The 18,678-nt window shown below is 54.2% G+C and carries 18 protein-coding genes; 8 read left to right on the forward strand and 10 right to left on the reverse strand.

Translation table 11 applies throughout. From position 1 onward, the window contains the following. Positions 1-57: 57 nt before the first annotated feature. From VMF88_11850 to VMF88_11860, 3 genes are all read left to right on the forward strand, one after another. Positions 58-4,635, forward strand: coding sequence for a crosslink repair DNA glycosylase YcaQ family protein (locus tag VMF88_11850; protein ID HTY11751.1), 4,578 nt, complete (start codon positions 58-60; stop codon positions 4,633-4,635). A gap of 92 nt (positions 4,636-4,727) precedes the next feature. Continuing rightward, entirely contained in the window at positions 4,728-5,684 is a 957-nt protein-coding gene (locus tag VMF88_11855) for an ion channel (GenBank protein HTY11752.1), read from the forward strand. 5 nt (positions 5,685-5,689) lie between these two features. Continuing rightward, complete coding sequence (locus VMF88_11860) at positions 5,690-6,178, forward strand: NYN domain-containing protein (GenBank protein ID HTY11753.1); 489 nt, start codon at positions 5,690-5,692, stop codon at positions 6,176-6,178. A gap of 86 nt (positions 6,179-6,264) precedes the next feature. Here the strand turns inward: VMF88_11860 and VMF88_11865 are convergent, their stop codons facing one another. Together VMF88_11865 and carA are read right to left on the reverse strand one after the other, a co-directional pair. Then, the gene (locus tag VMF88_11865; protein HTY11754.1) at positions 6,265-7,005 is read right to left on the reverse strand and encodes an SDR family NAD(P)-dependent oxidoreductase; all 741 of its coding nucleotides are present in this window, start codon (positions 7,003-7,005) and stop codon (positions 6,265-6,267) included. 91 nt (positions 7,006-7,096) lie between these two features. After that, on the reverse strand, positions 7,097-8,260 hold the full coding sequence (carA, locus tag VMF88_11870) for a glutamine-hydrolyzing carbamoyl-phosphate synthase small subunit (GenBank protein HTY11755.1): 1,164 nt from the start codon (positions 8,258-8,260) through the stop codon (positions 7,097-7,099). A 232-nt stretch (positions 8,261-8,492) separates the two neighbouring features. Between carA and VMF88_11875 the strand changes: the two genes are divergently transcribed. Genes VMF88_11875 through VMF88_11895 form a run of 5 tightly spaced genes read left to right on the forward strand, consistent with a single transcriptional unit; the run spans position 8,493 to position 11,638 of the window. Further along, complete coding sequence (locus VMF88_11875; GenBank protein HTY11756.1) at positions 8,493-9,848, forward strand: serine hydrolase; 1,356 nt, start codon at positions 8,493-8,495, stop codon at positions 9,846-9,848. Between the two features lie 21 nt (positions 9,849-9,869). After that, on the forward strand, positions 9,870-10,199 hold the full coding sequence (locus tag VMF88_11880) for a DMT family protein (protein ID HTY11757.1): 330 nt from the start codon (positions 9,870-9,872) through the stop codon (positions 10,197-10,199). Between the two features lie 7 nt (positions 10,200-10,206). Next, positions 10,207-10,734, forward strand: coding sequence for an O-acetyl-ADP-ribose deacetylase (locus tag VMF88_11885; protein HTY11758.1), 528 nt, complete (start codon positions 10,207-10,209; stop codon positions 10,732-10,734). Then, positions 10,721-11,152 carry a thioesterase family protein gene (locus VMF88_11890; protein HTY11759.1) on the forward strand — a complete coding sequence of 144 codons (432 nt, stop codon included), beginning with the start codon at positions 10,721-10,723 and terminating at the stop codon, positions 11,150-11,152. The genes VMF88_11885 and VMF88_11890 overlap by 14 nt, the downstream gene beginning before the upstream one ends. A 21-nt stretch (positions 11,153-11,173) precedes the next feature. Beyond that, positions 11,174-11,638 carry a heme-binding domain-containing protein gene (locus VMF88_11895; GenBank protein HTY11760.1) on the forward strand — a complete coding sequence of 155 codons (465 nt, stop codon included), beginning with the start codon at positions 11,174-11,176 and terminating at the stop codon, positions 11,636-11,638. Positions 11,639-11,680: 42 nt separating this feature from the next. Here VMF88_11895 and rdgB read toward each other — a convergent pair whose 3' ends face one another. The 8 genes from rdgB to VMF88_11935 all read right to left on the reverse strand — a co-directional run bounded on the left by rdgB (position 11,681) and on the right by VMF88_11935 (position 18,644). Then, positions 11,681-12,268: an RdgB/HAM1 family non-canonical purine NTP pyrophosphatase gene (gene rdgB, locus VMF88_11900; protein HTY11761.1), complete on the reverse strand. Its 588-nt coding sequence runs from the start codon at positions 12,266-12,268 to the stop codon at positions 11,681-11,683. Between the two features lie 27 nt (positions 12,269-12,295). Next, positions 12,296-12,748: a nucleoside deaminase gene (locus VMF88_11905; GenBank protein HTY11762.1), complete on the reverse strand. Its 453-nt coding sequence runs from the start codon at positions 12,746-12,748 to the stop codon at positions 12,296-12,298. Positions 12,749-12,885: 137 nt separating this feature from the next. Beyond that, positions 12,886-14,244 carry a DNA repair protein RadA gene (radA, locus tag VMF88_11910; protein ID HTY11763.1) on the reverse strand — a complete coding sequence of 453 codons (1,359 nt, stop codon included), beginning with the start codon at positions 14,242-14,244 and terminating at the stop codon, positions 12,886-12,888. A gap of 110 nt (positions 14,245-14,354) precedes the next feature. Then, positions 14,355-14,867: an ORF6N domain-containing protein gene (locus VMF88_11915; GenBank protein ID HTY11764.1), complete on the reverse strand. Its 513-nt coding sequence runs from the start codon at positions 14,865-14,867 to the stop codon at positions 14,355-14,357. A gap of 88 nt (positions 14,868-14,955) precedes the next feature. After that, positions 14,956-16,218, reverse strand: coding sequence for a TRAP transporter large permease subunit (locus VMF88_11920; GenBank protein ID HTY11765.1), 1,263 nt, complete (start codon positions 16,216-16,218; stop codon positions 14,956-14,958). Beyond that, entirely contained in the window at positions 16,218-16,730 is a 513-nt protein-coding gene (locus VMF88_11925) for a TRAP transporter small permease (protein HTY11766.1), read from the reverse strand. The genes VMF88_11920 and VMF88_11925 overlap by 1 nt, the downstream gene beginning before the upstream one ends. After that, positions 16,727-17,719 (reverse strand): TRAP transporter substrate-binding protein DctP, encoded by a 993-nt coding sequence (gene dctP / locus VMF88_11930; GenBank protein ID HTY11767.1) that lies wholly within the window; start codon positions 17,717-17,719, stop codon positions 16,727-16,729. Before dctP ends, VMF88_11925 begins: the two co-directional genes overlap by 4 nt. A 46-nt stretch (positions 17,720-17,765) precedes the next feature. After that, positions 17,766-18,644 (reverse strand): TRAP transporter TatT component family protein, encoded by an 879-nt coding sequence (locus VMF88_11935; protein HTY11768.1) that lies wholly within the window; start codon positions 18,642-18,644, stop codon positions 17,766-17,768. Positions 18,645-18,678 lie beyond the last annotated feature (34 nt).

Genomic DNA, 18,678 nt, shown 5'->3' on the forward strand with positions numbered 1-18,678 from the left:
GCTCAGAAATTCCATCCCCGTCTTGCCCTTCGCCTCCCCATTACTTACTTTTATTCGATGAATACTTCAGATGTCTTGGCGGCGTTCCATCCCCTTGTCCGCTCCTGGTTCGTACAATCGTTCGGCGAACCGAGCCCTCCGCAACAACTGGGCTGGCCCTCCATTGCGGCAGGAAATAACACCCTCATCGTCGCCCCGACCGGCTCCGGAAAAACGCTCTCCGCTTTTCTCTGGTGCATCAATCACCTGGTCGAAGAAAATTTGGCCGCGGCAAAGAACGGCCACAGGGGAGAAAAAGAACGTTCCGCCGGCGTGCGCGTCCTCTATATCTCCCCCCTTAAGGCGCTCAACAACGACATCCATCGCAACCTCGAACTTCCCCTCAAAGGTATTCAGGACGCAGCGGTTTCACAATCGGTCCAGCTCGCAAAACTTCGGAGCGCCGTCCGCACGGGAGATACGACTCAAGCGGAGCGTGCTGCGATCCTGAAAAATCCCCCCGACATTTTGATCACGACGCCGGAGTCGCTCTATCTTATGCTCTCGTCGCAGAGGGCGAGAAAAATTTTCGCTTCCGTCCGCTACGTTATCGTGGACGAGATCCATTCCATCAGCGGGAACAAGCGCGGAGTACATTTATCATTGTCGCTGGAGCGGCTGGAACGGGCGACAGCGAATTCTTTCGTGCGGATCGGATTGTCGGCGACACAGCGGCCGTTGGAAACGATCGCCCGGTTCCTGGGGGGACAGGAATGGAAGAACGGACAACTGATCTCCCGCGCCGTAACGATCGTCGACGCCGGCTACAAGAAGAAAATGGACCTCCAGGTGAACTGCGTCGCGCAGGATTTTTCCGACCTTCCGACCGACAGCATCTGGACCCTGATCTTCCCCCGGCTCATCGATGAGATCTACCGGCACAAAACAACGCTGATCTTTGTGAACAACAGGCGCCTCGCCGAACGGGTTGCCGCACAATTGAACGAACTACTTGAAGGCCGGGAACACACCTTCAACAATTACGCCGTTCCGTATTCTTCCGAGCCGTTATCTCCGCCGACAAAAATACCTGACATCGTCGTGCAGGCATACCATGGCAGCATGTCGCGAACGGCCAGAGAACAGATGGAGGCGGACCTGAAACAGGGAAAACTCCGCGTGCTCGTCGCAACATCCGCGCTTGAACTCGGCATCGACATCGGCAGCATCGACCTGGTCATCCAGATCCAATCGCCAAAGGGAATTGCGAGAGGATTGCAGCGGGTCGGACGGTCGGGGCACCTCGTCAGCGCGACGAGCAAAGGGAGGATCTTCATCACGCACCGCGAGGACCTGATCGAGTCGACCGTGGTCGCGAAGGAAATGGAAGAGCATGCGATCGAAGAGACGCACGTTCCGCACGACTGTCTCGACGTCCTTGCCCAGCACATTGTTTCGATGGTAAGCGTGGAAGATTGGAACGCGGAACAGTTGTTCGACCTTGTTCGCCAATCCACCTGCTATCAAAGCCTCTCAAAAAAGGCCTTCACCAGCGTCGTCCAGTTGCTCGCCGGGCGGTACACGAACGAAGCGTTCCGCGAACTGCGGCCGCGGATCTCGTGGGACAAGGTCCGCAATACGCTCTCGGCGCTTCCCGGCTCATCGCATCTTGCGATCACGAATGCCGGTACAATTCCCGACCGGGGCTATTTTGGCGTCTACCTGGAGGATCTGAAAACAAAGATCGGCGAAGTGGACGAAGAGTTTATTTATGAAAGCCGGACGGGTGATACCTTCATTCTCGGTTCGAACGTATGGAAGATGCTCGACATCGACGCCAACAAGATCGTCGTCGCGCCGGCTCCCGGCGAACCGGCGCGGATGCCTTTCTGGCGGGGAGAAGGAATCGGGCGGACGTTCGAGCTCGGCGAAAAGATCGGAAAATTCCTGGACGAGCTTTCATCCGGTGAGCCCGCCCACGTCGAATGGCTTCGCGACAATTATCCCGTCGATGCACATTCGGCGCGAAACATCGTCGACTATCTCCGGCAGCAAAAGGCGGCAACGAAATTTCTTCCCACGCATTCTTCGATCGTGGTGGAAGGGTTCCGCGACGAGATCGGCGATCCGCGCATTGTCGTGCATTCCATCTTCGGCCGAAGGGTGAACGGGCTCCTTGGGCTCGTCCTTTCGCACCAGCTCCGCGAACGTCTCGGCACCGAGATCCAGATGCTCTACAATGACGACGGAATTCTCTTCCGCTGTTCGGACGTCGAACGGCTCCCGCTCGACCTTTTCGCCGGCCTCACCGCGGCAAAAGCGCAGGAGTTGATCCTTGATGAACTGGTCATCTCTCCCCTTTTTGGCGCGCTATTCAGGCAAAATTCAGCGCGGGCCCTTCTGTTGCCGAAGACTAGGATCGGAAAACGGACCCCCCTTTGGCTGCAGCGGCTCCGCGCCGGGGATCTGCTTCAGGTCGTGCGCAAGGTCGACGATTTCCCGATCGTCATCGAAACGATCCGCGATTGCCTGAACGACGCCCTCGATTTCGAACATTTTAAGGAAGTGATGGGGAAGGTCGAATCAGGGACGATCGGCATCCATTCGGTCCAGACAGAAATGCCGTCGCCGTTCGCATCGGCAGTTTTGTTCGATTTCATCGCGGTCTACATGTATGAAGGGGATCAGCCGAGAAACAGCTCCGCGAATCAATACCAGCATCTCAACCGGGAACTGCTTGCCGAAGTCGTGAACCTCGACGCCGTAAAAACCGTCATCAAGCACGATGCGCTCGACCGGATCGAAGAACAGCTTCAGTTCACCTCTGATACCCGCAAAGCCCGCACCGCCGAAGAATTGCTCGAGATCCTTCTGCGAATCGGTGAACTGACCCGGGAAGAGCTGGCGGAGCGTTCCGCCGGAAACGGCCCGAAGCTCAAAGACCAGCTCCAACAACAAGGGACGATCGTTCGCGTGACGATGAACGGGAAAGAATTTTTTATAGCCGCGGAGGAGGTTCCGTTCTATCTTCCGATCGCCGTGGTCAGCCGCGAAACGCTTGTTGCTCTTCCCGAGGAGTTTCAAACCTCGCCGCTCAAGCGGGAAGAATGCCTCCGCTTCCTGATAACGCGAATGCTCCGCTCGCATACGCCTCTCCGGGCGGAACAGATCGCTTCGCGGTTCGGAATTCCAAACGAAGAATGCGAAGGCATCCTCCGGTCCCTCCCCGAAGAGGAACAGATCATTCACGGTTCATTCTCGACGGAACATGAGATCGTGCAATGGTGCTACAGGCCGAACCTGGAACGGATCCATCGGGCGTCGATCAACATTCTCCGGAAGGAGATCAAGCCGGCTTCGATCAGCGATTTCACGAGTTTTCTTTCTCATTGGCAGCACCGGCATCCTTCAACGCAGACAAACGGTGAAGCGGGTCTTGTGACTGTTCTCGAACAAATGGAAGGATATGCTCTTAGCTCCGAGTTATGGGAGGCTGAGATCTTCAGGAACAGGATGAAGAACTACGACCCGGCAGCGCTGCGAACATTGTCGGCGAGGGGAGAAATTATCTGCATAGGCTCCTCCCCCGGAAAATCTCAATGGCTCTTCAGCGGAGACGGGGCCTGTTTTATCGATGAAAAGGATACGTTGCTCGAAGGGGCCTCATCCCCCGCGAAAGAGTTGTATGAGTTCCTTAAAGGCAACGGCGCATCGTTTCTTTCGGACATCCGCGAAGGAACTTCCTTTTCCCTGGCAGCGTTGAACAAGGCCGTCGCGGAATTGTTCTGGCAGAAGCTGATCACCAACGACGTTGTCGATGAAGCGTTGAACGTCAAACGGTTCAAGACCAAAGACGAATCGCCTCTTCCGGCTGAACGGATCATCTTGACGAACCCGAGGCGCAATCCGCTGAAATCGTTCGCGATGAATTCCGTCAGGAAGGCCCTGCGAAACGCCCCCGGATGGAACGGACGCTGGTCGCTCGTCCACACGCGGAGAGTTCTCGGTGAAAAGGCCTCGCTGGAAGAAAAAACGGCGCGACAGGCACAGCAGCTCCTGCTTCGTTACGGCATCGTAGCGCGGGAGATCGCAAAACGGGAAGACAACCTCCTTTCGTGGCCTTTGCTCGCACTGGAGTTCCAAAAAATGGAACTGCGCGGAGAGATCCGCCGGGGCTATTTTGTCGATGGGTTATCGGGAATGCAGTTCGCTCTGCCGGCAGCCGTTGAGATGATGAGGTCAATCACCAGTGAACGATTAACTATGAACGACACTCCTACGATGGTGATCAATGCCTGCGACCCCGCGAATCCGTACGGCCTCGGGGTCGAGATCGCTGGGAGATCGCCGGAATCCGGCCTCCGGATTTCCCGGCTTCCTTTGAATTATTTTGTCTTTGACAAAGGAACGCCGATCTTGTGGATCGAAGGCTTCGGTGCGCGAATAACGACCGTTGCCGAGTCATCCCGGGAGACGGTCCGCGCCGGACTGGAACAATTTGTTGCCAACCTCCGGTCGTCATTCCGCGACGAGCGGGAGATCATCGTTGAATACTGCGATGGGCTCCGTCCGACGGAAGGCCCGATGGCTGAAACGCTCCGTTCCATCGGTTTTTACCGGGACAAGGCGCAGACAATGAGATACGAATTACGATGAATGCACGCCACAAAGGCGGAAAGACACAAAGACCCTTATGCGTCTTTGTCCCCTTGTGGTAAAAAAACCAAACACAAATCAAAGGATCAACATTGGCAGCAAGAAAAAAGAAGACTCCCCCCTCTCTGAAAGACGACGCACAGGACCTCGGCCTCGGGTCGAAGGTCACACAACAGGAACGGACTCGATTCCTTAACCGGGACGGAAGCTTCAACGTCGAACGGACCGGACAGTCCCTCTTTAGATCGCTGAACCCGTACCATGCCCTCCTTTCGATGTCATGGGCTAAATTCCACTCGATCATTGTGGTGTCGTACTTTCTTGTCAACACGATCTTCGGGCTGCTGTATATGGCGTGCGGACTTCAGGCAATTGAGGGGTCGGCGGCCACTTCGCCCGGCGGACGTTTCTTCGACGCATTCTTCTTCAGCGTGCAAACGCTGGCGACGATCGGTTACGGCAAGATGACTCCCTCTGGATTCGCCGCGAACGTCGTCGTCGCGTTTGAAGCGTTGACCGGTCTTTTCGGGTTTGCGCTGGCGACCGGATTATTGTTCGCGCGCTTCTCCCGGCCGAACGCGCAGATTCAATACAGCGAGAAAGCGGTGATCGCCCCTTTTCATGACATTACCGGCTTCATGTTCAGGATCGTCAACGAGAGGCGAAATCAGCTCATCGAAGTTTCGGCGACTCTTACTTACAGCCGGATCGAGCACGTCAACGGAAGGAACCTCAGGCGCTTTTACCAGCTCCCGCTGGAACGGAGCAAAGTTGTTTTTTTTCCGCTCAACTGGACCATTGTCCATCCGATCGACGAGCAGAGCCCCCTCTTCGGCGTTACACAAAAGGACCTGGAGGCGACGGATGCCGAGTTTGCGATCCTGCTGACGGCGATCGACGAAACGTTTTCGCAGACGGTGCACAGCCGGTCATCCTATAAATTCGACGAGGTGGTTGTCGGCGCGAAGTTCAAGGATATGTTCCTTCCCTCCAAGAACGGCATTGTGCGCGTCGACATGAGCCTCCTGAGCGAGATCGAACTGGTCTAACGGTATTGAACGCAGCGATGCTTCCCCACTATATCATCGACGGATACAATGTCATCCACGCGATTCCAACGCTGAAGAAGCTGCTTGCGCATGATGGATCTCAGGCAAGGGAGCAGCTGATCTTTCTCGTTTCCCGGCTGACCTTCAAGCGAAAATTCCGCTGCACGATCGTTTTCGACGGAGCAAGGCCGCACGAACCCCATCCTTCGTCCACGCATTCGCCGCTCCATATCGTCTTCTCGGCGCCGCAATCAGCGGACGCCAGGATAAAATCGATGATCGAGCAGTCGAAAAACCGAACGCTCCTCGTCATCGTCTCTTCGGACCGGGAAATACTAAGCTATGCAAGAGAATGTTCCTGCCCGACGTACACGTCAAAATATTTCAGCAACCTTCTTTTTGAGGAACCCGATAGGGGGGAAGAAAAAGATCCGACGGCGTTATCGAAGGGTCAGGTCGAGGAATGGCTGAAAATTTTTGGAGAGAAGAAGTAGGCAGCTTTCTTCATCCTCCCTCCCCCCGAAGCATCTTTTCGTAACCTTCCAGGGAGCGCTCCCATCCGGCATTTACATTTCCCGCTTCATCGACGGGGCTGGTTCATCCGCTTAAACATCTCGTTCAATTCATCGCGGGACGCACGGCTGGCGTTCGAAGAAAAACCGTAGGAGATCTCCAGGCTGCCGTTTTTCAATTGCTCGACCGCGGCATCGGCGAACTCATCCAATGGCGTGGCCGTTGAATGAAGCCCCTTCCCGCCGAGGTCGGTATTCACTGCCGGGGGGATGATTTCGATGACGGAGATCGGCGTCGAGGAGAGCTGGTGTCTCAGCGAAAGCGTGAACGACCGGAGGGCCGCTTTGGTGGCGCAATAGACCGGCGCCATGGCCATCGGCGCGAAGGCCAGACCGGAAGTGATGTTGATGATTGCAGGATGACCCTGTGCTGCCAGGTGCGGAATGAACAAGGTCGTGAGATGGATCGGGGCATCAAGGTTGATGGCGATCTCCTCCTCCACCTCATCCCAGCGGGAGGCCTGAGCAAGCTGAAACCGCCGCTGGATGCCTGCATTGTTGATGAGAACGTTGGTGTTCGGGAATTCCTTCGCCGTCCACTGGAACAACGAGATTCTCTCGGAAGACCGCGAGGCATCGCATGCGCGGGTATGGATCTTCGGAAATTTTGCTTTGATTTCGCGAAGCTTATCCTCGCGGCGTCCACAGACAATCACCTCGCTGCCGGCGTTGAGAAACCGCTCGGCGAGCGCAGATCCGATGCCCGAAGCGCCGCCGGTAATAAGAACGGTCTGTGATCCTAAATCCATGAAATCCTCCTATCGTCTCGCAGAAGTCTTTTTCTATCGTTATAGAAGAGCAAATGGTGAATGGTAAACAGCGAAGATGTTACGAAAGCGGTCAGACGGCGGTTTTCTTCTTCTCGGTCTTTGTTCCGGCGTTTTCCATCAGCGCAATGAACTTTGCGAAAAGATAATCGCTGTCGTGCGGACCGGGGGAAGCTTCCGGATGATACTGGACGCAGAAAAGGGGGAGATGCTTATGCTGGAACCCTTCGACAGTGCTGTCGTTGAGGTTGAGGTGCGTCAGTTCGACGTTCTTTTCGTCCATCGTTTTCCAGTCGACGGCGAAACCGTGGTTCTGCGACGTGATCTCGATGTCGCCGGTCTGGAGGTTTTTCACCGGATGGTTGGCGCCCCGGTGCCCGAACTTCAGTTTGTACGTTTTTCCCCCGAGCGCAAGCGCGAGGAGCTGATGGCCGAGGCAGATGCCGAACATCGGCTTCGTGCCGATCAACTTCTTCAAGTTCATGATCGCATATTTCACGGCATCGGGATCGCCCGGACCGTTGGAAAGAAAAATTCCGTCGGGATTCATCGCCAGCACCTGCTCGGCCGGATACGATGCGGGGACGACGGTCAGCGCGCAGCCGTACCGCGCAAGCCGGCGGAGGATATTTTGCTTCACGCCGTAATCATACACCACGACCTTGAACCGTTCGCCGTTGCGGTGAGTGTCGCGAGTCCGCGGTGCGAGCGCGAACATCGTCCTGTCGATCTCATCCCACGAATACGGCGCGCTGCACGTCACATTTTTGGCCAGGTCGAGTCCGTTCATCTCCGGCGACGCTTTCGCCTTCTTCACCAAACTCGCATCGTCAAGGTCGATCGTCGAGAGAACGCCGCGCAAAGCGCCGAGTGTGCGGATCATCTTCGTCAGCATCCTTGTGTCGATGCCCTGGATGGCAATAATGTTGTTCTTTTTCAACCAATCGCCGAGACTGGATGCTGCCCGCCAGTTGCTGTAAAAGTCAAAATACTCCCGCACGATGAAGCCGGCAACCTGGGGCTTGACCGATTCCACATCGGCAGCATTGACGCCGTAATTTCCGATGAGCGGATACGTCATCGTGACGATCTGCCCGGCGTAGGACGGGTCTGTAAGGATCTCCTGGTAGCCGGTAATGCTCGTATTAAAGACGACTTCGCCGGTGATTTCTCCTTCGGCGCCGAAATTTTCACCGGTGAACACCGCACCGTTCTCGAGGGCTAGCTTAACGATCATTGAGAAAAGTCTTCCTTTTTTCAGCATTTAAAATACAAAAATTGCCGCGGAGAGTCAACGAAAGCGCGGGAAAGGGAGCATGCATGAGGGTCCGTAGAAAATCTTCGGGGCGCGTTGTAAACGTTCATTACTCTGATTATCTTAAACACTGCGGCAGGGAACTTCTCCCGCCGCACTTCAGTCAAATCTGTACCCCGCTCAACATGAATAACATTTTTCGACAGGATTCCCGATGAAGAACTTGATTTCCCTGCTTTTTCTTGGCGCGACCGTCCTGACATCCGCTGCACTCGGGCAGACCGACGAAGCGGCGGTCGCGCAAAAGACCGACTCGCTGATGACCGATGCCGCAAAAAAAGGAATATTCTCCGGCATCGTCATAATATCCCATAACGGAAAAGAGATCTATCACAAGAGCTCCGGCTTTGCCGATTGGGAGACCCAGCGAGCCGTTGACGACGGAACGCTGTTCAACATCGGCTCCTTGAACAAGCAGTTCACAGAAGAGCTCATCCACCAGCTCGTGAAGGAAAAGAAGGTCTCGTATGACGCGCCGTTGAGCAAGTATCTCGATGTTTTTCCTCCCAAAACGGGGGATAAAATCACCATCAGGCAGCTGCTCAATATGAGAGCGGGATTGGGGGACTTTCTGCGGGACCCGCGCTTCAGGGGCATTGAGTTTTCCGATTACACTTTGGCACAGCTTGTGGACATTATAAAGGACGAACCGCTGCTCTTTGAGCCCGGATCAAGCCAACAATATTCGAACTCCGGATATGCAGTCCTCGGAATGGTCATCGAGAAGGTGACCGGGAAAAGTTTCGAGAAAAATATTCAGGACCGAATTGCGGAGCCGCTCGGACTCAAAAATATCTATTACACCAAGGAGGAAAAAAAGCAGCAGGTGCGGCGTGCGAATGGCACCACCATCGAATTCGACGGGAACAAGAAGAGCATCGACGATATTTCCAACAGCTCACCTGCCGGAGGAATCTACACTACCGCGTCGGATCTTCTTACTTTTACCGAAGCAAAACTCCGCAACACGCTGCCGTCCGGGACCAAGTATGGGAACGGAATGTTCGGCGGAGGAACGCCGTTCTGGAATGCCGCGATCTACTACAACAAGGAAGACGGATACGCGTATGTGATCCTCGCCAACATGGGGGAAATTGCCGACGAGCTTTCGCGCCGGATCGTTTCGATCATCAGGGGAGATCCGTTTCCGCCCCTCGAATCTCCCTTTATCACAAAGCTTTATCGCCTTATCACCGAAAAGGGATATGACTATATTCACGCCAATGCCGCTTCGCTTGCAGCGCAGGCTCATCGGCCGTACGACGATCGCTTCCTGAATTTTTTTGGCTATCAATTCCTGGAGGCCGGCAAGGACGACATTGCCATCTCGCTTTTTAAGATCAATGTCGACCTTTTTCCAAACACTCCGAATACTTATGACAGTTTGGCCGAAGCGTATCTGAAGACGGGGGACAAGAAGAATGCGGCAACCTTCTATAAGAAAGAACTGGAGCTTGACCCGGATAACTCAAGGGTCAGGCGGGCACTTTCGGACCTGGGCGCACAATGATCCACATCAACGAGGAGAGGAATGAAAACGATCGGACTGCTGACGGTTTCAAACATTTTTATGACCATCGCTTGGTACGGCCATTTGAAGTTCAAAGAAGTGGCGCTGTGGAAAGTCATCCTCGTCAGCTGGCTCATCGCTTTTGTTGAATATTGCTTTCAGGTCCCCGCAAACCGGATCGGGTCGTACCAGTTCTCGGGAGCCCAGCTAAAGACGATTCAGGAAGTGATCACCCTTGTCGTCTTCAGCGTTTTCTCCGTCGTGTATCTTAAGGAGGAATTGCGCTGGAATTATGTCGTCGGCTTTGTGCTTCTCATCGCCGCCGCATTCTTCGTTTTCAAGAAATGGTAGCGATACAATGATCGAAAGAATTTCCATCACCGAAGGAGATGTTACCCGTCAAAAGACCGATGCGATCGTGAATGCGGCCAACACTTCGCTCCTCGGCGGAGGAGGCGTTGACGGCGCGATCCACCGCGCTGCGGGGCCCGAGCTGCTCGAAGAATGCCGCAGTTTACACGGATGCAACACCGGCGAAGCAAAGATAACAAAGGGGTATAAACTTCCGGCTGCATGGGTCATCCACACCGTCGGACCGGTTTGGCGCGGCGGGAACAACCGGGAGGACGAAAACTTGCGCGATTGTTACAACAACAGTTTGACACTCGCAGCGCAGCATCGGATAGAAACGATCGCATTCCCTTCCATCAGCACGGGGGTGTACGGATTTCCCATCGAGCGGGCATCACGCGTTGCTTTGAAGACCATTGCATCGTATCTTACGTCTGCCGATTACCCAAAACAAGTCACGGTGGTCTGTTACTCGCATCATGACTACCTCATCTACACCGCTGCGCTGAAAGAATTGACCGATGACGCCAAATGAAGGAAAGCCCCTCTTTATTCAGTTGCCGTTTGAGCCGAAAACGTACGATATCGATTTCGCGGCGCATGTCAGCAACATCGTTTACATCAGATGGCTCGAAGACCTGCGGATGAAGCTGCTCGACACGTATCTCCCTCTTGCGGTCCTGATGGAACGGGGGATTTCTCCCGTCGTCACGCAGACGGTCATCAATTACAAGAGACCCGTGAAAATATTCGACGCGGTGAGCGGCGCCATGTGGGGCAAGGAGGCGGGGAACGTGAAATGGGCGCTTTCCGCTGAATTTTCTGTCCGGGGAACTATCGTCACAACAGCGGAACAGCTCGGAGTGTTTGTACGAATTGACAACGGAAGGCCTGCGCCGTTCCCGGAAGAACTCCGCCGGGAATTCACAGGACTTCAAAAAACAGATCGCTAAAAACTTGACGGAGAACGAACGTTGAAAAAGATCCTTCGCTGGGTGATCATCATTGTCGCCGGAGCTTTCATCCTCATTCAATTCGGACAGCCCGACAGGTCGACTCCGCCGACCGATCCGGCGATGACCATCGCCGCGGACTCGGGGTTCAGAATGCCCGCCGCCGGATTGCTCAGGACATCGTGTTTTGACTGTCATTCTAACGAGACGCGATGGCCATGGTACAGTTACGTTGCGCCGGTGTCATGGCTTGTAGCGAGCGACATCGAGAACGGGCGCCTTCATCTTAACTTTTCCGAATGGGGAAAATACCCGAAAAGCAAAAAAGTCCTGAAGTTGGGGCAGATCTATGAGCAGGTGTCAAAGGGGGACATGCCACTGCACAATTATCTTTATATACATGCCGGTGCTAGGCTTACCGCCGCAGAGAGAGATTCAATTACCAGTTGGACCGAGCAAGAGCAAGAAAAGCTGACAGGCAATTGATCCCGGAATTCACAGCGCAGCCTTTTTCCCATCCTTAAAGATTTACTTCAATTCTTTGAGCACTTCAACGGCATTTGTCACTGCCATTGCGCGGTGGCTCAGCTTATTTTTTTCTTCCATCGTCATTTCAGCGTAGGTCCTTCTTGAACCGGCGGGAATGAACAGGGGATCGTATCCAAATCCCCCCGATCCGCGCGGTGCCTCGGCGATATCCCCTTCAACCTTCCCTTCCACCACTTTTTGGATCCCTTTCCCCACGATCGCGATGACCGTGCGGAACCGGGCATTGCGGCGCCGCGGCGGGACTCCTTTTAACGCGTTCAACAATTTTACATTATTTTCGGCATACGTCGCGTTCTCGCCAGCATAGCGGGCAGATATGACCCCCGGTTTCAATTCGAGGTAATAACATTCCAATCCGGTATCGTCGGCAAAAGACAATACTCCGGTCGCGGCGAACGCTTCGCTTGCTTTCTTCAATGCGTTTCCTTCCAGTGTGGGCTGGTCTTCGATCGTTTTGGCCACATTGGGAAAATCGACAAGGCTTTTCACCGTGAATCCATGAGGGGCCAGAATGCCGGTTATTTCTTCAACTTTGTGGCGATTGTTTGTCGCGAGAAGAATGTCCATAAGGTCAAGAATTGTTGTTGAGTGAGATCAATAGTGGATCTTATCCTGCAGCTCCTGCCATTCCCTGAACGCAACCAACGCATCCTTACGCATCATTTGCTCCATGGGAATCCGCCGCCCGGCGATCGGAAGCGCTATTTCCTTGTAAATAAAGAAATCGTCAAACCCGATTCCAGCGGCATCGATATGCGTGTTCGCATAGTAAATTCTCTCCGGGCGCGCCCAATAAATTGCGCCGAGACACATGGGGCACGGTTCGCAGGATGTGTAGATATCGCAGCCGGTCAGTTGAAATGTTCCAAGCGCCCTGCACGCTTCCCTGATCGCGACGATTTCCGCATGGGCCGTGGGGTCATTGGTCGATGTCACCAAATTCGTCCCCCGTGCTATGACGGCCCCGTCTCTCACGACCACCGCCGCAAACGGCCCCCCTTTTCCGTCGCGGATATTCTGCCGCGAAAGCTCGATCGCCTCGGCCATGAACGGATTATCAGACACGTTGAAAGATCAAAAATAAAAAATGAAGAATTAAAGATTATGAATAAAGATTAAGGGCCAATGATGAGAAGTCAGAATATAGAATTCAGATTACAAGACTAACCAAGGCGAGCTGGTAACTAACCAACAAGTTCTTTGATCGCCTGTGTGATCGATTCGACGCCGACGATGGAAATTCCGTTCGCATTTTTCAGATGTTTAAGATTATTCTGGGGGACGACGATTTTTTTGAACCCCAGCTTCGCCGCTTCCTGCACGCGTTTTTCGCTGTGAGCGATCGTCCGGATCTCTCCTCCCAATCCTATTTCCCCAATGGCGACAGCCTGCGAATCGACCGGGACGTCGCGCAGCGACGAAACGATCGATGACGCAATACCAAGGTCCGCGGCGGGTTCGTCCACACGAATTCCTCCGGCAACGTTGACGAAAACGTCGTGCGTACCGAGATCAAGCCCGACCCTCTTTTCAAGGACTGCGAGGAGCATTTGCAAACGCCGGAGGTCGAACCCCGTTGCCGTCCGCTGCGGAAGCCCGTAGCTGGTCGAACTGACCAGCGCCTGAACCTCGATCAGGATCGGCCGGGTCCCTTCAAGGGTGGCGACGATCGTCGCACCGGATGCGCCGTAGGTCCTCTCCGAAAGAAAAACTTCGGACGGATTCTTCACTTCGTGCATCCCGTCGTCGTGCATCTCGAATATCCCGATCTCGTTCGTCGAGCCGAATCGGTTCTTCGTCGCCCGCAGGATGCGGTAAGAATAATGGCGTTCTCCTTCAAACTGCAGAACGGTGTCGACCATGTGTTCGATCACCCGCGGACCGGCGAGGATCCCCTCCTTGGTCACGTGCCCGATCAAGATCACCGGGATGCTCTTGGACTTGGCGATGCGCGTGAGCAAGGCGGCGGATTCGCGGACCTGTCCGACGCTTCCCGGCGCGCTCTCAAGGTCCGGGCGGAACATCGTTTGAATAGAGTCCACGATCACAATGTCCGGGTCTCCCCGCTCGATCACGTCGCCGATCATTTCCAGGTTTGTCTCCGGGAGAAGCAGGACAGAACCCGACTGCGCGCCAAGACGCTCTGCACGGAGCTTAATTTGTTTGAGTGATTCTTCTCCGGTGATGTACAGCGTCGCTTTATCGCGCAATTTTAATGCGACCTGCATCATCAGCGTCGATTTGCCGATGCCCGGATCGCCGCCGAGGAGGACGACCGAACCGGATACGATCCCTCCGCCGAGAACCCGGTCGAATTCCGCGATCCCCGTTTTGAAGCGGACGTCCTCAAAGCCGTTGACGTCCTTCAGTGCGATCGGTTCGATCTTCGATGGGAGTCCCCCCGACTTGCGCGCGATCTTTGCCGGCGTCGGCGCCTCTTCGACGAACGTATTCCATTCATTGCAGTTGGGACATTTGCCGGTCCACCGCGGGGACATGTACCCGCACGACTGACAGACATATTTTGAAATTACTTTCGACATCGATTAAATATAGAAGATTCGCAGGGGAGATTCAATGAACGATCCGGAAAAACCCGGTACACCGGACATCTCCCTGGTCACTATGGATTCACCCCCTTATCCATTCAACCTTAGAATCCGATCGGCCGTTTCGGTTTTTCCGGGGGAGTCATCAACTGTCGTATCGCCTCGAAGATTGCCGTAATTGTTTCATCATGCTTATCTATTCTCATTTCCAATTCTTTGAGCCTCAGTGCAAGCTTTTTATGACTAGCGAGAATCTCGCGCAACTTGAGGAATACTTTGATGATGAGGATGTTTATGCGAATTGCCCGTTTACCATGAAGAACTGACGAGAGCATCGCAACTCCGTGCTCGGTGAATGCATACGGAAGAACGTTTGAGTGCTTCAAAGATCCGAACCGGTGCCAATTTGTCACCAGTTCATATTTCTCCTTCGTCGTCACCTGAAACATGAACTCCTGTGGGAATCGCTCCCGGTTTCTCCTCACCTGCCGATTGAGATATTTCGTTTCTACACCATACAGTTCTGCAAGATCTCTATCGAACATCACTCTTTGCCCTCTTAGCAAAAAGATCCGTTGTTCGATTAGATCGAACGGGACCAATTGAGTTTGTTTCATAGATTCCCCCCTAAGGAATGTTTAAGCGATATCAATCACGAATACCAAAACCCCTGACATATCGGATCAAGCTTTTCTTTACACTGATTTACTTCACCAGCCACAGGCTGAGTTGGGGGATGTACGTGATGATCAGTAATCCCGCCAGGAGTACAAGAATGAACGGGAGCGTCGCGACGGTCACTTTGCCGATCGATTTCTTGAATCGAAAGCTCGACATGAACAGGTTCATCCCGACCGGAGGCATCAGGTATGCGATCTCCAGGTTGGCAAGGAAGATGATGCCGAGATGGATCGGGTCGACGCCGTACTGCTTCGCGATCGGAACGATGAGAGGGACAACGACGATCGCCGAAAAAATTTCCATCATCATGCCGATGACCAGGAGGAAAAGGTTCAGGATCATCAGGAAAACGATCTTGCTTTCGACCACTTGACGGATCAGCTCGAAGAGTCTTTGCGGTATTTGCTGATCGATCAAAAAGCTGGTGAGCCCCATCGCCATCGCGAGGATCATCAAGATCGCGCCGACAAGGACCATGCTCTCCTTCATCACCCGCGGTACGTCGGTCGTGATCTTCAGGTCCTTGTAGATGAACACTTCCACGATGAAGACGTAAAACGCCGTGACGGCGGCTGCTTCGGTCGCCGTGAAATACCCACCGTAGATCCCTCCGATGATGAAAAAGGGAAGCGGGATCTCCCAAATAACATTTTTCAGCGCAGCCCATAATTTTTTCGCGTCGAACGGATGCCGCTCGATCTTTGACGCGATCCCCTGCCGGATGCTGTAAACGGCCAGGACGGTCACCAGCACAATTCCCGGCACAATGCCGGCCCGGAACAACTGATCGATCGAAACCTCCGCGACGGTCCCGTATAAAATGATCGGAAGGCTCGGCGGGAAGAGCAGGCCGAGGCTGCCGGACGTTGTCACGAGGCCGAGGACGAATTTTTCGCTGTATTTTTCGGCGATCAGGATCGGAAAGACGAGGCCGCCAAGCGCGACGATGGTGATCCCCGACCCGCCGGTGAACGCCGTGAAGATCGCACAGCTCGCGAGGACAACGATCGCCAATCCTCCGGGCATCCAACCGATGAGCGCCTGTGCGAGCGCGACAATGCGCTGCGGCGCCTTGCTTTCAGCGAGAAAATATCCCGAAACAGTGAACAGCGGAATCGCAAGCAGGACCGGCTGGCTGGCAAGACGGTACATTTCAACGATGATCGCTGCCGTGTCGATCCCTTGCGAAGAAAACCCCAGGAGCGATATGGTCCCGATGATCGAAAAGAGCGGCGCTCCGAAAAGGACAAGGACGGCGAGTGCGAGAACAACATAGACGAGAGGCATCAGTGCTGCTCCTCCTGGAGATGCCAGTTCCCGTGAACGATCTCCGCGAGCCACGCCGCGGAGCGCACGATAAAGCGAAATGAAATGATGCCGTATCCGGCAGGGATGATGATGATGAAGTACGTTATCGGGAGGTTGAGGATAAGCGTGTCCCCGGCCTGTCCTTCCATCTGGACGAACGCGATCGCCGCTTCCATGAGCAGGAAGCAGATGCCCGCAGCGAAGAGGTTCGTTACGACGTAGATGATTTTTCTGAACCGCTCGGGGGCAAGCTTGTTGATGAATTCAATTTTCAGGTGGCGGCCTTCGCCGGTCGCGATCACCGCGCCGAGGAACCCCAGCCAGAGCACCAGGTGCCGGAGGAACACGTCCCCCCATTCGATGCTCGTATGGAAAAAATTCCTGAGCACGACCTGGCCGAACGCCATAAGGATCATGACGCTGAGAAAAAAAATGATCAGCCAGCCGGTGATGCGGGCAAGCCAGCGGTCGACGAACAACAGCAGTTTCATTTCTTCTCCTTCGCGCGGAAATCCATGACCGACTTTTCCACGCGGTTCAGCAGATCTTCCGAATAGAGCTTCCCGACCATCAGCCGGCGCGCGTTCTTTCCGATCTCCTCATAACGGCTGATCTCGCTCGGGTCCGGTTTTGTGAATATGATCTTGTTCTTTTTCAGCACGTCGAGCGATTTCAAATTGTCTGTGCGGCTCAACTCCGTCAGCTTTCGCATCAGCTGCTTCCCGTTCCGGAGCAGAATTTCCTGAAGGTCCGGCGGCATTTTGTCGAATTCTCTCTTCGCGATGACGACGGCGCCGGAAGCGTTCGTGAGCGGATAGTCGAGCATATATTTTGTTGCGGTGTACCATTGAAGCGATACGCCCGCAAGCGGCGACGTATACATACCGTTGATCAGGCCGGTTTGGAGCGACGTCAGCACGTCGGTGATGGAGAGTTGAATCGGATTGATCCCGAAGGCTTTGAACGTCGCTTCCGCAACGGGGTCTCCTTCCCATTGCCACATTTTCACGTTGCGCATGTCCTCAACTTTCGTGACCGGGGTATTGGTGAAGACATACACAAACCCGACTTCGGCCCATCCAAGCAAGACATATCCGCCGTTTTCAAATTCCTTCCGGAGCTCGGCGTCATATTGATTAACGATGTAATCGACCTCGTCATGGTTCTTGAAAAGGAACGGAGCATCCAGAATTCGGGCCGATTTTGCGATCTCGCCGATGCCCACGCCGGTGATCCCCGCGCTTTGGAATTGTCCCAGACGGATCTTGCGAAGAACGTCCTTTTCGTCGCCGGCAACTCCCCCGGGGTAGATCTTGAACCCAAGCCGGCCGTTGCTTTCTTTCCGGATGGCCTGGTCATATTCCTTCATGACGTTGATCCAGGTGCTCCCTTCGGGGGCGAGGGTCGCAAACTTGATGGTGAATTCCTGGGCAAAAGTCTGCGTTGCGAGAAAAAGAACCGCGGTGAAAAGATATTTCATGGAGAATGTTCCTGATAATTCTGATCGATGAGTGGGATATGCTGGCCTAGAAGAACAGGTCGCCTTCTTTAGCGAGCAATGCTTTCGCTTTTTGCTTGGCAACAGCGTTGACGAGACGCTGTTCCGGGAGGATGTCGATGGACGCATCTTCCACTGTCTTCAGCAAGGATTCAAAGAGCGCTTTATCCTGGATCTGGACCGTATAGCTCTGCGCCATATAAACGTAGGGAAGAAGAAATTTTCCTTCCCCGATCTGCAGACACTTGTCAAAATGAGCTTTTGCGCTGTCGGGCTTGCCGCCGAGATTCTTTGGTATCGTCGCCAGAATCGTTCCGAAATAGAGGTGAGCGCTGCCATAGTAGAAGCGTTCATCGTTTCGGAGGACAAATTCCATCAGCGAATTGACTTTTTGAAGTTCGGCCACGGCCGAAGGGTCTGCGATGCTGAGCTTGATCAGATTTCCCCAGGCATTTGCCGTCCAGAAAATCATCGGGACATCGTCGTTCGAGAACGAACCGACCCCTGACTTGAATTCTTCCGGCGTGCCGTCGAACGCTGCGCTGAATTTTTTGTTCTTCTTCAGCACGGACAGTCCGTAGTCGCGTGCGCGGCTGTAGAGCGCTTTCGCCCGCACGGGGTCTGTGTCTTCCACAAAACCAAGAGCGTATCCGGTGAAGCCCTGCGTTAACAGCAATGCAAGGTGGTCATCGTCGTTGTCTTTCGACCGATAGAGCGCTTCGAGGAGGGTGAGATTTGCAGGTATCGATTGCTCGGCGAGCGTGAGGTCGGATTCTTCAAAAATCGCGCTGAGGCCGTTGTCGACGATGCCCGTGGTGGAATTCACCGCGACCGTTTGAAGAAGACCGCACGACCAATTGGTAAAACCGAGGAGGACGATAAACGCCGCTGCGAGTTTATTCATCATTTCGACGTTGAATATAGAGAAAACGGACCACTTT

This window comes from Bacteroidota bacterium (genome assembly GCA_035506275.1).
Classification (GTDB): domain Bacteria; phylum Bacteroidota; class Ignavibacteria; order UBA10030; family UBA8401; genus JAGVPT01.